The following is a 12950-nucleotide window of genomic DNA, read 5'->3' on the forward strand; positions in this document are numbered from 1 at the left end:
CGCTATCACGCTCGAGGGGACTGTGCCGAGCGGCTGGGCTCTGGCGCTCACGCCGCCAGCTCGCTTCCCTTCGTCTCCTTCACGAAAGCGCAAGCGACCAGGCTGACCAGCGCGCACACCACGAAGTACCCCGCTGGCGCGAGCTCGCTGCCCGTGGCTGTCAACAGCAGAGTGGCGACGAACGGGGCCGGGCCGCCGAGCAGCATGTTGGTCACGTTGTTGCCGAGGGCGATTCCGCTGTAGCGGAAACGCGCCTGAAGCATCTCGGCGTAGACCGCGAACGAAACGCCGTTGACGACCGAAACGCAGATGAACAGCACTCCGGGCGCGACAGCGGCGAGCAGTGCGGGGCCATCGGACATCAACATGAACATCGGCACGCCGAGCACCGCGCCCGCGGCGGAACCAGCGATAAGCAACGGTTTACGGCCGACGCGATCGCCGAGGTAGCCGGAAATGGGCAGCGTGATCATGCCGAGGACGATGGCGATACAGATCGAGGCGAAGGCCAGCTGTGGTGAATGGCCACCGACCGTCTGTAGATAGGTCGCGGAGTAGACGGACGCGATATAGGCACCGCCGGTGATCAACCCGCCGAGGGCGATAATGATCAGGACTTCGCGCTTGGCCGACCTCAGTAGCGCGAACAGCGGCACCTGTTCGACTTCTTCTCGTCGCTGGAGTTCCTTGAACTGCTTCGTTTCGTCCAGCGAGCTGCGGATCCACAGTCCGGTGAGGCCGATGACCAAGCTGAGCAGGAACGGCAGGCGCCAACCCCACGCACCGACCTGTTCCTCGCTGAGCACAGATGTGAGCAGCAGCGCCATGAGCGCTGCACACAGCGACCCGATGTAGACACCGGCGTTGACCATGGAGGTATGGAAGGCTCGCCACCGTCGGGGCGCGTGCTCGGACACGAACGAGTTCGCGCCACTGAGCTCTCCGCCCGCGGCGAAACCCTGTAGGCATCGCGAGAGCGTGAGCAGTACGGTCGCCCACACGCCCAGCGTCACGTAGGTCGGCAGCATGCCCATGACCGCCGTGGCAACGGTCATCAGCAGGATCGTCCAGGTCAATGCCCGTTTACGGCCGTACTTGTCCCCCATGTGTCCGAAGAAGATGCCGCCGGGAACACGAAGGAAGAAGGCCACCGCGAAGGCGGCGAAGGTACCCAGCAATGCCGCGGCCGGGTCGTCCTTGACGAAGAACTGTGCGCTGAGCACGGTGGCCATGTAGCCGTAGATACCGAAGTCGTAGTACTCGACGATCGAGCCGAGAACGGCGCCACGGATGACCTTGGCGTTCGTTCCGGACGGGCGAGCGCGCGTGTCGTCGACCGTCGGGCCGGTCATGGCGGAAGCGTCGTTTGTCGTCATTGACAAGCTCCTAGTTCTGTTCAGCGGAGCGATTCGAATTCGTAGACGAGGTCATGGGGCGCGTGCAGGCCGACCGGCTGGCGGGACGAGAAGGCGGCCTCGCCCAGACCGTCGACGAGCCGGGACTTGCGGATCCAGTCGTAGACGACGGTGCGTCGCAGCACCCGCCACTCTTCGGCGCGCTTTTCGAAGACATCCAGGTACCGGCCGGCGAGGAATGTCTGGATACGCACCCCGTCCTCGCCGACCTCGAGAGCATGCAGGGCGATGAAGTACGCCTCGACATCGGCTTGGTCGCCACGAAGCGCGATGCTCGTGTTGCAGATCGAGTGAACCACGTGATCGGTGGGGGAGTATCCCTCGATCACCCGCTCGATCAACCCTTCCGGTCCACCCACGTACTCGCCGTGGTGATCTTCGGCGTCGGGCCAGTACGCGGAACGGATGGCGTCGACATCGACCCGGTCGACGCCACGGCAATAGCGATGAAGTGCCTCACGAATCGCTTCCCGGTCGAGTAGCTGCCGCACCATCGACTCCAGAGCTGTCGTGGCCGGCGGGAATACTTCAGCAGACATGGCCGCCATGCTTTCTCATCGACTGCGAACCTGACATCACCACGTGCTGTGCGTTATGCGCTCGAGCGTGCGCGAATTGCCTTGAGATTGCCATCGCTCGCCGGCAGTGTCAACGGCCGAGTTCGATCCGCCGACCGGCGCCGGAACCATCCACAATGGATGGGCGCGGTGGGCGATCGGAACCGGAGGGTCAGTTGAGCACGGCGAGATCTGATTCGATGCGCTTCGCGGTCTCGTGGAGACGTGGAAGAAGCTCGTTGATGAGCTTGCGTGCGGAGTAGGCGGCGGCCAGGACGCCGATCGAGATGGCGGCGACGACGGTGCCGTCCCGGTCGTGCACGGGAACCGCGATGGTGCGCAGCCCCATTTCGAGCTCCTGATCGCCGAGGGCGTATCCCTGGTCGGCCACGGTGATGAGCCGTTTACGCAGTGCCGGCTTGTCGGTGATCGTGTACCGGGTGGTCGGTGTCAGTTCCACGCGTTCGAGATAGGCCGCGCGTGCTTCGGCTGACTGGGCGGCGAGTAGTACGTGACCGAGCGGGCTCTGGTGGGCGGGTATCCGCAGTCCGACCCTGACGTTGATGCTCACCAGGCGCCGGGCCTGCACGCCGGCGATGTACACGATCTCGTCGCCGTCCAGGACGAACGCCATGGACGTCTCGTGGATCTCGCTGGTGAGCTGGGCGAGGTGCGGCTGGATGACGTCCGGGAAGTCCACAGTGCCCAGGTACGCCTGAGCCAGTTCGAGAACCCTGGGCCGGACGAAGAAGTTCGAGCCCTCGACCCCGATGTAGCCGAGCTCGGCCAGGGTGTGCAGCAGGCGCCGGGCGACGGCGCGGTCCACGCCGACCTCGCGGGCGACCTCGGAGATGGACAACCGGGTGCGGTCCTCGCCAAAGCAGCGCAGCACGGCGAGCCCGCGGTCGAGCGACTGGACGTAGGGGCCGTCACCCGCTCGAGGCATGTGGCTTTCCTTTCCCGCTTCTGGTCGAGGTATCCGGAAGCGTATCGCACACAGGTGCGCATACTGCCCGGTTCCCCGATCGCCTGGTTGACACACATTCCACCCGGATGGCACCCTGTGCGCTAGTAGCTCAAGTATGCGTTATCCGCACGAAGGGGTGCTGGTGTGACAGAGCGTCTCGTGTCTCGGCTCGCTGACCGGATGGAGATCCAGGACTGTCTCCATCGCTATGCGCGGGCGGTCGACCGGCTCGACTACGAGGGCATCGCGGAGTGCTATTTCGAGGACGCCACCGATGCGCATGGTTCGTATGTCGGACCGGCTGCCGGGCTGGTGGAGGACATCCGGCGCCGGCACCAGACGATCGACGCGGCACAGCATTTCGTGACGAATGTGCTCATCGACTTCGACGGTGACGACCGCGCGTTCGTCGAGTCCTATTGCCTGGCTTACCTGCGGCAGCAGCCCGTCGACGGCTCGACATCGCAGTCCGAAGCGATCACGCGGTGCCGCTATGTGGATCGCTTCGAACGGCGGGACGGGCGGTGGGCGATCGCCGACCGGGTCGTGGTGTTCGACGAATCGGTGTCGGTCGAGGTCGTGGACATACGTCGCGGCGACTGGGTCGCCTCGCGGCGCGACAAGTCCGACCCCGTCTATTGGTGGGGACGCGCCCCGCAGGCGTGACCCGTATCCGCAAAGCCACTATCTCGCACGAGAATGGGAAGACCGCGATGACCGCGATGACCGTTCAGGGACACTGGGAAGATCGGTTCGCCCCGCTCGCACAGATCCTGGAGAAGAACCTCGCTTCGGGGGAGGACGTCGGGGCCTCGGTCGCCGTGATGCTCGACGGCCGGCCGGTCGTCGACCTCTGGGGCGGCTGGGTGGATCAGGCGCACACCAGGCCGTGGGCGCGGGACACCATCGTGAACGTCTGGTCGAACACCAAGACGGTGACGGCGCTGGCCGCGCTGATCCTCATCGACCGTGGTGACCTGGACCCCTTCGCTCCGGTGGCGTCCTACTGGCCGGAGTTCGCCGCGAACGGTAAGGAACGGATCGAGGTCCGGCACATTCTTTCCCACACCTCGGGGGTGGCGGGCTGGGATATGCCGGTCACGATGGACGACGTCTACGACCCGGTGAAGTCGGTGGCGATGCTGGCCGCCCAGGCGCCGTGGTGGGAGCCCGGCACGGCCGGTGGGTACCACGGGCTGAGCATCGGCCACCTGGTGGGCGAACTCGTGCGCCGGGTGACCGGCATGAGCCTGGGCAGGTTCGTCGCGCAGGAGATCGCGGCCCCGCTCGGCGCGGACTTCCACATCGGGCTCCCGGAGTCCGAGGACTCGAGGATCTCGCCGCTGATCCTCCCGCCGCCCGGGCCGGCCTTCGACGAAGCGCTCGTCGACATCGACAAGGACAGCGTGGGCTACAAGCTCACCGCCGCCGGCCTGGCCACCGACCCGGCCACGGCCTGGGATGTCCAGTGGCGCCGGTCGGAGATCTGCGGTGCCGGCAACGGCCACGGCAACGCGCGCTCACTGGCCACCATTCAAGCGGTCGTCTCGCATGCCGGTGAGTTCCAGGGAGTCCGGCTGCTGTCGGAAAAGACCTGCGACCTGATCTTCACCGAACACGCCAAGGGCCCCGATCTCTATCTGGGGCTGCCCATCCGGTGGGGGGTGGGCTACGCGCTGTCCTACCCGGAGGCGTTTCCCTACCTGCCGGACGGCCGGGTGTGTTTCTGGGCGGGCTGGGGCGGTTCGATGGTCATCAACGACCTCGACCGACGCCTCACTTTCGCCTACATCATGAACAGGATGGAGCCCGGCGTGCTCGGCACCTATCAGGGGATCGTCGGTGGCGTCCGAAGCGAGGAACTGATCAGGGCGACCTATGCGGCGCTGGAGGCATAGCGATGGGAAATCTGGAGAACAAGGTCGCCCTCATCACGGGCGGCGCCCGCGGCCAGGGGCGCGCGCACGCAGTGGCGCTGGCGAGCCGAGGTGCCGATGTCGTGCTCGTGGACGCACCCGGTCCGGTGGCGTCGGTCAGTTACGGGCTGGGCACGGAGTCCGACCTGAGTGACACGGTCAAGCTGGTCGAGGAGCAGGGCCGGACCGCGCTCGCCGTCCAGGGGGACGTCCGGAGCTCGGAGGACATGCGGCGCGCCGTGACACTGGCCGTCGAGCAATTCGGTCACGTCGACATCCTGCTCGCCAACGCCGGTATCACCTCCTACCGGCAGCTGTCCGAAATGGACGACCAGCAGTGGCAGGACATGATCGACGTCAATCTGACCGGAGTTGCCAACAGCATCCGGGCCGTGCTGCCCCACATGCTCGAGCGCTCCTACGGCCGCATCGTCGTGACATCCTCGCAGGCCGCGCGACGCGGGATGCCTAACCTGTCCCATTACTGCGCGGCGAAGTGGGGCCTGATCGGACTGGTCAAGACCGTGGCGCTGGAGGTCGCGCCGTCGCTGGGCATCACGTGCAACGCGGTGCTGCCCGGTGGGGTGGACACGCCGATGATGCGCCACGACGAGGTCTACCAGGTTTTCGCGCCTGAGCTGGCGGCTCCGACGGTCGACGATCTGGAGGAGCGGCTGCGGCGCTTCAATCCCATGCCGACCGCGTGGATCGAGCCCAGTGACATCTCGCATGGCGTGCTGTATCTGGTGAGCGACGAGGCGCGTTACGTGTCAGGCACGACCCTCGACATCGCCGCAGCCTTCAACGCGTCCTGACCCATCCACGAATTTCAGAAAGGCAAGGCATGAACCAGGCGACGAACTGGAAGTCCGGCTGGACCGCGGCGAACCCACTGGACATCAAGACAGGGCTGGTCGGCAAGGACGACGGCACCTGGGTCACGGTGCCGGGCGCGTCCTATCGCGATCTCGGTCTTGCCGAGGCCACCGGCGGCCTGCTCCGCGCGCGGCATCTCCGCGGTACGGGCACCACCGACTGGCAGTTCCACGACCTGGACTTCCAGTGGTTCTTCGTGCTGCAAGGCGAGATCAAGATCCGCACCGAGGACGGCCGGGACCTCACGCTCGGCAAAGGCGCTTCGGCCTACCAGCCACCGTTCTGGCGCCACCAGGTCTACGCGGTGTCCGACGACTACGAGGCCATCGAGGTCACCGGCCCCGCCGACTTCGAAACGGTGACGGGCCGGGATGCGATCAAGCCGGCACGCGCCGGGGAGTTCGCACACCTGAAAGGGGTCTACACCTTCGACGAGCCGGACGAGTACGTCCGCGGTGACGGCCCGCGCGCCTGGTCACTGTACCGCGACCTGGGCACCCGCGAGCCCACGGACGGCCGGGTGCACATCCACATCATCAAGCTCGACACCGAGCAGCCGTCTCCCAAGGGTGGCACGGGCGAGCACCACCACTCGATGGCGCAGTGGTTCATGCCGATCCGCGGCTGGATCGACATTTCCGCGGAGGGACAGCCGGATCGGCGCCTGCACGCCGGCGACTTCATGAAGCTGCAACGGGGTGCGGCCCATAACGCGTTCGACGCGTCCCCTGACTACATGACGCTGGAGTTCTGCGTGCCGGCCGACTACGAGACGGTGGCGCGGTGATCCTCGCAACCCTGCAAGGCGGCGGGATCGACGGCACCCTGGTGGTGGTGAGCCGCGACCGCCGCCGGCTGGTGGTCCCGCCGCGCGGACCCCGGACGATGCAGCAGGCGCTGGATGAATGGCCCTCGTGGGAACACGCTCTCGAAGCCACGTTCGTCGAGCTTGACGACGAGCGACACGGCTTCCCGGTGGAGCACGCGACGTTCGACGCGCCCCTTCCCCGCGCGTTTCACTGGGCGGAGGGAAGCTGCTACCTCCAGCACATGGAACGCATCCGGGGCGGCCGGGGCGAAGCCCTGCCCGTCGACCACCTCCGCCAGCCGATCGTGTACCAGAGCGGCAGCGCACGGAACATGGCTCCATGCAGCGATATCGCGCTGCTGGACCCCGCATGGGAGCTCGACCTCGAGGCCACGGTGGTAGTGATCACCGGTCACGTCCGAGGCGGCGCGAGCGAGGACGAGGCCGCGGACCAGATCCGGCTGGTGGGCATGACCAACGACCTGACCTACCGGAAGCTGCTGGTGGACGAACGGCGGCAAGGGACAGGCGTCTACTCGTCCAAGCCGGGGCGGGCCTACGCGCCGTTCGTGGTCTCCCCGTCGGACCTCGGGCCGGCCTGGAGCGGGTCGAACCTGCGCGCGGTCCTGCGGTGTGAGGTCGGCGGGGACACACTCGGCGTGCCGCGAGCCGACCGGGACATCGCGTTCGAGTTCCCGCAGATCCTGGCGCACCTGGCGAAAACCAGGCCGTTGGTGCCAGGCTCGATCGTCGGTACCGGCACCGTCTCCAACGCCGATCCGGCAGCTGGCTACGCGTGTATCGCCGAGAAGCGCGCCGTGGAGCTTGCCAAGGACGGCGCAGCCACGACCCCGTTTCTGCGTGTCGGCGATACCGTCGGCATCGAGGCGCTCGGCGACGACGGGACATCACTGTTCGGGCGCATCCGCCAGACCGTCGTCCCCGCATGACACGAGGGAGCTCAGAAGGAATGTCCGGATTCGACGGACGGGTCGCGTTGATCACCGGTGGTGCTCATGGCCAGGGCCGCGAGCACGCGGTGCAGTTCGCGAAGGCAGGTGCGGACGTCGTGCTCGTCGACGTACCGGAGAAGGTCGCGTCGGTCCCGTACCCGCTCGGCACGCCCGAAGAGCTGCACGAAACCGCAGCCCTGGTCGAGGAACACGGGCGGCGAGCGCTCGCGATCGAGGCGGACGTGCGCCGCATGGACCAGATGAACGCCGCGGTGGCGCGGGCCGTGGACGAGTTCGGCGCCGTCGACATCGTGGTGGCCAACGCCGGCATCGTCACCTATCGACCGTTGTCCGATATGGACGATCAGATGTGGCAGGACACCATCGACGTCAACCTCACCGGGGTGGCCAACACGGTGCGCGCGGTACTGGCGCACATGCTCGAACGACGTTACGGGCGGATCGTGGTGACCTCGTCCCAGGCCGGTCGCCGCGGGGTGCCGAACCTGGCGCACTACTCGGCGTCGAAATGGGGCCTGATCGGGCTGGTGAAGACGGTCGCGCTGGAGGTCGCGCCCGCGCTGGGGATCACCTGCAACGCCGTACTACCGGGAGCCGTCGACACGCCGATGATGCACCACGACGAGGTCTACGCTGTCTTCGCGCCCGATGTTCCCTCCCCCTCACTGGCCGACCTCGAGGAACGGCTGGGGCAGCTGAACCCGATGCCGATCACATGGCTCGAACCGAGCGATATCTCCCACGCGGTGCTACACCTCGCGAGCGAGGAAGCGCGGTATGTCTCGGGCGCGACGATCGACGTCGCGGCGGCGTTCAATGCGAACAACCCGTGACCGGGCGGCACACATGACGAGCCCGCGCGTGCTGTGGCGACCGACGCCCGAATCCATCGCCGCGACCCGGCTCCACCGGTTCGCCACCTGGGTCTCGGAACGCCGTGGGATCACCTTCGGTGACAACACCGACTACGACGCCGTGTGGCGCTGGTCGATCGACCACCTCGACCAATTCTGGGCCGACCTGGCGGCCTGGACCGGTGTGTTACCCGAGCCGACCGGTCCGGTCCTGGCGAAACCGGCCATGCCGGGCGCGGTGTGGTTCCCGGATACCCACGTCAACTTCGCCGAACAGGCACTGAAGAACGGCAGTGACCAGTATCCCGCTCTGGTCGTGGTGGACGAGAATCTCGACACCGTCGAGATCACCTGGGCGTCGTTGCGGGCCCAGGTGGGAGCCTTCGCCGACACCTTGCGACACCTCGGCGTACAACGGGGTGACCGGGTCGCGGGTTACCTGCCCAATGGAGCCGAGGCGGTGGTCGCCTTCCTCGGCGCCGCCGCGATCGGTGCCGTGTGGACGGTATGCGCGCCCGAATTCGGTCCCAGTGCTGTGCTCGACCGGCTCGCTCAGGTCGAGCCCGTCGTCCTAGTGGCCGCCGACGGCTACCGGTTCAACGGCAAGGCTTACGACCGGCGCGATCAGGTCGCCGAGATACGGGCGGCGCTGCCCACGCTGCGCGCCACCATTCTGGTACCGGCCCTGTACCCAGCCGAGGAGCGGGAAGGGACCATGCCCTGGCGGTCCGCGGTCGCGAGCGGGCAGGAACCACGGTTCGACCGGCTGCCCTTCGATCATCCACTGTGGATCGTGTACTCGTCGGGTACGACGGGGCTACCGAAGGGCATCGTGCACGGACACGGCGGGATCGTGCTCGAACAGTGGAAGCAGGCCGCGCTCCACAGCGACATCGGTCCCGGTGACCGCTTCTACTGGTACGCATCGACGGCGTGGATCATGTGGAACATCGCCATTTCGACGCTGCTGTCCGGGGCGACCGTCGTCGTCCACAACGGCAGCCCGTCCTATCCGGCGCTCGACGTGCAGTTCGCGATCGCCGAGAAGACCGCGATCACCTATCTCGGGACCAGTGCCGGCTATCTCAGCGCCTGTGAAAAGGCGGGGCTGGAGCCACGAGACCGCTTCGATCTGTCAGCGCTGCGCACCATCGGCTCAACCGGCTCACCACTGCCCGCGTCGACGTTCGAGTGGGTCTACCGCTCGGTCAAGCCCGAGGTGTTCCTCAGCTCCTCCTCCGGGGGCACGGATATCGCGAGCGGTTTCGTCGGGGGCAGCACGCTGCTTCCGGTGGTGGCCGGTGAGCTGCAGCGGCCGATGCTCGGGGTCGCCGTCGAGGCCTGGAACGACACCGGTCATCCGGTCGTCGGCGAGCTGGGCGAGCTCGTCGTGACCACGCCGATGCCGTCCATGCCACTGGGGTTGTGGGGAGATTTGGACGGCGAGCGTTACCGGGCGACATACTTCGAGCCGTGGCCGGGCGTGTGGCGGCACGGCGACTGGCTCGAGATCACCGACCGGGGCACCTGCCGGATCATGGGCCGGTCCGATTCGACGCTCAACCGTGGCGGCGTCCGGATGGGCACCGCCGAGATCTACGCCGCCGTGGACACGATCCCGGACATCGCGGACTCGCTCGTACTCGGCGTGGAGCAGGCGGACGGCAGTTACTACATGCCGTTGTTCGTGCGGCTCGTGCCCGGCACCGACCTCACCGCCCCGCTAGTCGCGGCCATTGGCGAGGCGATCCGGACCGGGGCGAGCCCCCGCCACGTGCCCGACGAGGTGATCGCGGTACCCGCCATCCCGCGCACCCGGACCGGCAAGCGCGTCGAAGTACCCTTGAAGCGGCTTTTTCAGGGCGTGGCCCCGGACAAGGCGCTGAATGCCACCGCGCTCGACGACCCGTCCTCGCTGGATACCTTCGTCGAGCTTGCCAAGCATCGGTTCGAATCCCCGAGGAGGCCGCGATGACAGGCTCGCGACTTGCCGGCAAGACCTGCATTGTCACCGGAGCCGGCAGTGGCATCGGTGCGGCGACGGCCACGCTGTTCGCGGAGAACGGTGCGCGCGGGGTCGTCTGCGCCGACCTTTCCGCCGAGGCGGCCAAGGCGACGGCCGAGGCGATCACCGCCGCGGGCGGGAATGCGTCGCCGTTCGCCCTGGACGTGTCCGACGAAACAGCCGCCGACGCTCTCATCGAGCACACCAGCGCGGTGTACGGCCGGGTGGACGTCCTGCACAACAACGCGGCGACGGCGATTCCCGGCGCCGTGCACGAGACGAGCCTGCAGGACTGGAACCGCGTCCTGGCGGTCAACGTCACCGGCGCCTTCCTGGTTTCCCGCGCCGCGCTGCGGGTCATGCTTGAGCAGCACTCCGGGGCCATCGTCAACACCTGTTCCAACCACGCCACCGTGGCGTCACCGCGGTTGGCTTCGTACCACGCGTCCAAGGGTGCGATCCGGGCGCTGACCCGGCAGATGGCGCTCGACTACGCCCCGGACATCCGGGTCAACTGCATCTCCCCTGGACTGGTCGACACCCCGGCCGCACGCGGGGTCAGGGGCGGGACCGAGGCCGTCTGGGCGCGCAAGCAGGAGTCGAACCGCTACTTCAAACGCGCGGCCCAGCCGTTGGAAATCGCCTACGGGGTGCTGTACCTCGCCTCGGACGAGGCCGGCTTCCTCACGGGACACGATCTGGTGATGAGCGGCGGCCAAGGCGAGGTGGCGTTCTGATGCCGGTGGAGATCTCGCTGTGCGGGCGTGTCGCCGTGGTTGCGGGGGCGGGCCGTGGAATCGGGGCGGCGGTGGCCGGACGGCTGGCCGAGGCCGGCGCCGCGGTCGCCGTCGTCGACTCCCTTTCTGAGCGCGCGGAGAGCACCGTCGAAACGATTCGCGCCTCGGGTGGTGTCGCCGTCCCGGTCGTTGCCGACCTGCTCGAACCGGCGAGCGGCCCGCGCATCGTGGCGGAGACCGTCCGGCTCCTGGGTGGCATCGACATCCTCGCCACCGTTGCCGGCGGCTCGTGGGCCTACGTACCCTACCGGCGGATGCACGAGGTGACCGACGACGAATGGGACCTCGTGCACCAGCTCAACCTCACCTACGTCTTCCGGCTGACTCGGGAGACCATCCGCACCCTGCTCTCGCAAGGACGGGGCGGAGCGATCGTCCACATAGGATCCATCGCCGGTGTCCTCAGCTCACCCAGCGCCGCGGCCTACGGCGCGGCGAAAGCGGGAATCGGATCGCTGACGCGCAGCGTCGCCCACGAGTACGGCGCCGACGCGATCCGCGTCAACTGCGTGGCACCGGGACGTATCGAGACACCGGCGACGACTCCGGCTTCCGCCGAAAACGCGGTCGAATTCACCGGCAGTATCCCGCTGCGGCGCACGGGCCAAGCGTCGGAGGTCGCGGACGCGGTGCTGTTCCTGGCCTCCGACCTCGCCCGGTACATCACCGGCCAGACCCTCCTCGTGGACGGAGGGGCCACGGCAACCCCAGGGCTCGTGCCCACAGATGGCACGCCACTCCCGTCCTCCGACGCGGCCGGTCGGCGCTGAGCCGACGGCATCGTCAACCGTCGGCGCGTAACGGGCGGGCGGTCTTGGGCGGTCGGCGGTTGGTGCGGCCGTCGATCAACCGGGTCACCTGCCGATGCCGATGGCCTTGCGCGCCGAGCCGAGCACGCGGCCCGCCCGCTCGCGAGCCTTCGCCGCACCCTCGGCGAGCGTACCGATGGGCGCACCGATGTCGAGTCCTTTGTGGAATTCGCTGCCGCGATAGCCGAATGTGGAGGTGCAGGTGCCGCTCGTGGAGGTCGTCCAGCTGCCGGTCGTCGCACTGGTCGTACAGGTGGCACCTTGGACAGCCCCGACGATCTGGCGCGCTGTTGCCTCGAATTTCGCGTAGCGGTCAGGAAAGCCTGATCGCTGTACGGTCTGGGCGGCAACGGTGACCGGCATCTGCCAGTTCGGCAGCGCCAACAGGTGCCGGTAGAACTGCTCGCTGCTGTAGGTGGGGTCCATGATCTGCGCGACACTTCCCCAGCCTTGGGACGGCCTCTGGTGGAATAGGCCGACGCTGTCGCGATCGCCGTAGTTGAGGTTTTTCAGTTGTGACTCGGTGAGTGCGGTGGCGATCGCGACGACCCAGCCCTGCTCGGGCATGTTCATCCGTTTGCCGACAGCGACGATCGTCGCCGCGTTGCTCATCTCCTGCGGTCCGTACCCCGCTGCCGAGGTCGCGCTCGCCCCGGCGGGGGCACCGTTCATGGCCCCCGCCGGAACTGCTGGAACTGCCGAATACGGCTTGAACCACAGCGATGGCGCCGCCACCGATGAAGAGCATGATCACGACGACGAACCCGGCACCGGCGGCGGCCACCTTGCCCATGACGCATCACCTCCACGGATGCGCGGGGTCGGGCGGGTGCATCGGGGAGGGCGGGGCCACCTCCGGACGTGCGGCGGCGGCCGTGGCGGCCGTCGGACGCTGCCCACCGCTGGGGGCCGAGGCGCGCAGGTTCGGCCAGAGGGTGGGCAGGTCAGCCAGCGCCACTCGACCGGCAGTGC

Annotated in this window: 13 protein-coding genes; 9 read left to right on the forward strand and 4 right to left on the reverse strand. The window is 67.6% G+C overall.

Annotated features, from left to right (window positions below; translation table 11 throughout):
- Positions 1 to 47: 47 nt before the first annotated feature.
- The 3 genes from ABZ863_RS12780 to ABZ863_RS12790 all read right to left on the reverse strand — a co-directional run bounded on the left by ABZ863_RS12780 (position 48) and on the right by ABZ863_RS12790 (position 2918).
- The gene (locus ABZ863_RS12780) at positions 48 to 1376 is read right to left on the reverse strand and encodes an MFS transporter (protein ID WP_358534614.1); all 1329 of its coding nucleotides are present in this window, start codon (positions 1374 to 1376) and stop codon (positions 48 to 50) included.
- 20 nt (positions 1377 to 1396) lie between these two features.
- On the reverse strand, positions 1397 to 1954 hold the full coding sequence (locus tag ABZ863_RS12785; protein WP_358534616.1) for a nuclear transport factor 2 family protein: 558 nt from the start codon (positions 1952 to 1954) through the stop codon (positions 1397 to 1399).
- 190 nt (positions 1955 to 2144) lie between these two features.
- A complete protein-coding gene (locus ABZ863_RS12790) occupies positions 2145 to 2918 on the reverse strand; it encodes an IclR family transcriptional regulator C-terminal domain-containing protein (protein WP_358534618.1) in 774 nt (257 codons plus the stop codon).
- Positions 2919 to 3083: 165 nt separating this feature from the next.
- Between ABZ863_RS12790 and ABZ863_RS12795 the strand changes: the two genes are divergently transcribed.
- Genes ABZ863_RS12795 through ABZ863_RS12835 form a run of 9 tightly spaced genes read left to right on the forward strand, consistent with a single transcriptional unit; the run spans position 3084 to position 11939 of the window.
- Complete coding sequence (locus ABZ863_RS12795; RefSeq protein WP_358534620.1) at positions 3084 to 3605, forward strand: nuclear transport factor 2 family protein; 522 nt, start codon at positions 3084 to 3086, stop codon at positions 3603 to 3605.
- A 56-nt stretch (positions 3606 to 3661) separates the two neighbouring features.
- Positions 3662 to 4837, forward strand: coding sequence for a serine hydrolase domain-containing protein (locus tag ABZ863_RS12800; protein WP_358534622.1), 1176 nt, complete (start codon positions 3662 to 3664; stop codon positions 4835 to 4837).
- Positions 4838 to 4839: 2 nt separating this feature from the next.
- Positions 4840 to 5670, forward strand: coding sequence for a mycofactocin-coupled SDR family oxidoreductase (locus ABZ863_RS12805; protein WP_358534624.1), 831 nt, complete (start codon positions 4840 to 4842; stop codon positions 5668 to 5670).
- Positions 5671 to 5699: 29 nt separating this feature from the next.
- Positions 5700 to 6518 (forward strand): cupin domain-containing protein, encoded by an 819-nt coding sequence (locus ABZ863_RS12810; RefSeq protein WP_358534626.1) that lies wholly within the window; start codon positions 5700 to 5702, stop codon positions 6516 to 6518.
- On the forward strand, positions 6515 to 7489 hold the full coding sequence (locus ABZ863_RS12815) for a fumarylacetoacetate hydrolase family protein (RefSeq protein WP_358534628.1): 975 nt from the start codon (positions 6515 to 6517) through the stop codon (positions 7487 to 7489). Before ABZ863_RS12810 ends, ABZ863_RS12815 begins: the two co-directional genes overlap by 4 nt.
- A gap of 20 nt (positions 7490 to 7509) precedes the next feature.
- The gene (locus tag ABZ863_RS12820; RefSeq protein WP_358534630.1) at positions 7510 to 8346 is read left to right on the forward strand and encodes a mycofactocin-coupled SDR family oxidoreductase; all 837 of its coding nucleotides are present in this window, start codon (positions 7510 to 7512) and stop codon (positions 8344 to 8346) included.
- A 13-nt stretch (positions 8347 to 8359) separates the two neighbouring features.
- Complete coding sequence (locus ABZ863_RS12825; protein ID WP_358534632.1) at positions 8360 to 10342, forward strand: acetoacetate--CoA ligase; 1983 nt, start codon at positions 8360 to 8362, stop codon at positions 10340 to 10342.
- Positions 10339 to 11109 carry an SDR family oxidoreductase gene (locus tag ABZ863_RS12830; RefSeq protein ID WP_358534634.1) on the forward strand — a complete coding sequence of 257 codons (771 nt, stop codon included), beginning with the start codon at positions 10339 to 10341 and terminating at the stop codon, positions 11107 to 11109. Before ABZ863_RS12825 ends, ABZ863_RS12830 begins: the two co-directional genes overlap by 4 nt.
- Positions 11109 to 11939: an SDR family oxidoreductase gene (locus tag ABZ863_RS12835; protein ID WP_358534636.1), complete on the forward strand. Its 831-nt coding sequence runs from the start codon at positions 11109 to 11111 to the stop codon at positions 11937 to 11939. Before ABZ863_RS12830 ends, ABZ863_RS12835 begins: the two co-directional genes overlap by 1 nt.
- An 84-nt stretch (positions 11940 to 12023) precedes the next feature.
- On the opposite strand, the gene ABZ863_RS12840 is transcribed toward ABZ863_RS12835, so the two are convergent.
- Complete coding sequence (locus ABZ863_RS12840) at positions 12024 to 12590, reverse strand: hypothetical protein (protein ID WP_358534638.1); 567 nt, start codon at positions 12588 to 12590, stop codon at positions 12024 to 12026.
- Between the last annotated feature and the right edge of the window lie 360 nt (positions 12591 to 12950).

This window comes from Saccharomonospora sp. NPDC046836, assembly GCF_040645195.1.
Lineage (GTDB): Bacteria > Actinomycetota > Actinomycetes > Mycobacteriales > Pseudonocardiaceae > Prauserella_A.

Coding starts and splice junctions, on each gene's coding strand:
- ABZ863_RS12780 (WP_358534614.1), bottom strand. CDS start 1,376: ATGACGACAAACGACGCTTCCGCCATGACCGGCCCGACGGTCGACGAC.
- ABZ863_RS12785 (WP_358534616.1), bottom strand. CDS start 1,954: ATGTCTGCTGAAGTATTCCCGCCGGCCACGACAGCTCTGGAGTCGATG.
- ABZ863_RS12790 (WP_358534618.1), bottom strand. CDS start 2,918: ATGCCTCGAGCGGGTGACGGCCCCTACGTCCAGTCGCTCGACCGCGGG.
- ABZ863_RS12800 (WP_358534622.1), top strand. CDS start 3,662: ATGACCGTTCAGGGACACTGGGAAGATCGGTTCGCCCCGCTCGCACAG.
- ABZ863_RS12805 (WP_358534624.1), top strand. CDS start 4,840: ATGGGAAATCTGGAGAACAAGGTCGCCCTCATCACGGGCGGCGCCCGC.
- ABZ863_RS12810 (WP_358534626.1), top strand. CDS start 5,700: ATGAACCAGGCGACGAACTGGAAGTCCGGCTGGACCGCGGCGAACCCA.
- ABZ863_RS12820 (WP_358534630.1), top strand. CDS start 7,510: ATGTCCGGATTCGACGGACGGGTCGCGTTGATCACCGGTGGTGCTCAT.
- ABZ863_RS12825 (WP_358534632.1), top strand. CDS start 8,360: ATGACGAGCCCGCGCGTGCTGTGGCGACCGACGCCCGAATCCATCGCC.
- ABZ863_RS12830 (WP_358534634.1), top strand. CDS start 10,339: ATGACAGGCTCGCGACTTGCCGGCAAGACCTGCATTGTCACCGGAGCC.
- ABZ863_RS12835 (WP_358534636.1), top strand. CDS start 11,109: ATGCCGGTGGAGATCTCGCTGTGCGGGCGTGTCGCCGTGGTTGCGGGG.
- ABZ863_RS12840 (WP_358534638.1), bottom strand. CDS start 12,590: ATGAGCAACGCGGCGACGATCGTCGCTGTCGGCAAACGGATGAACATG.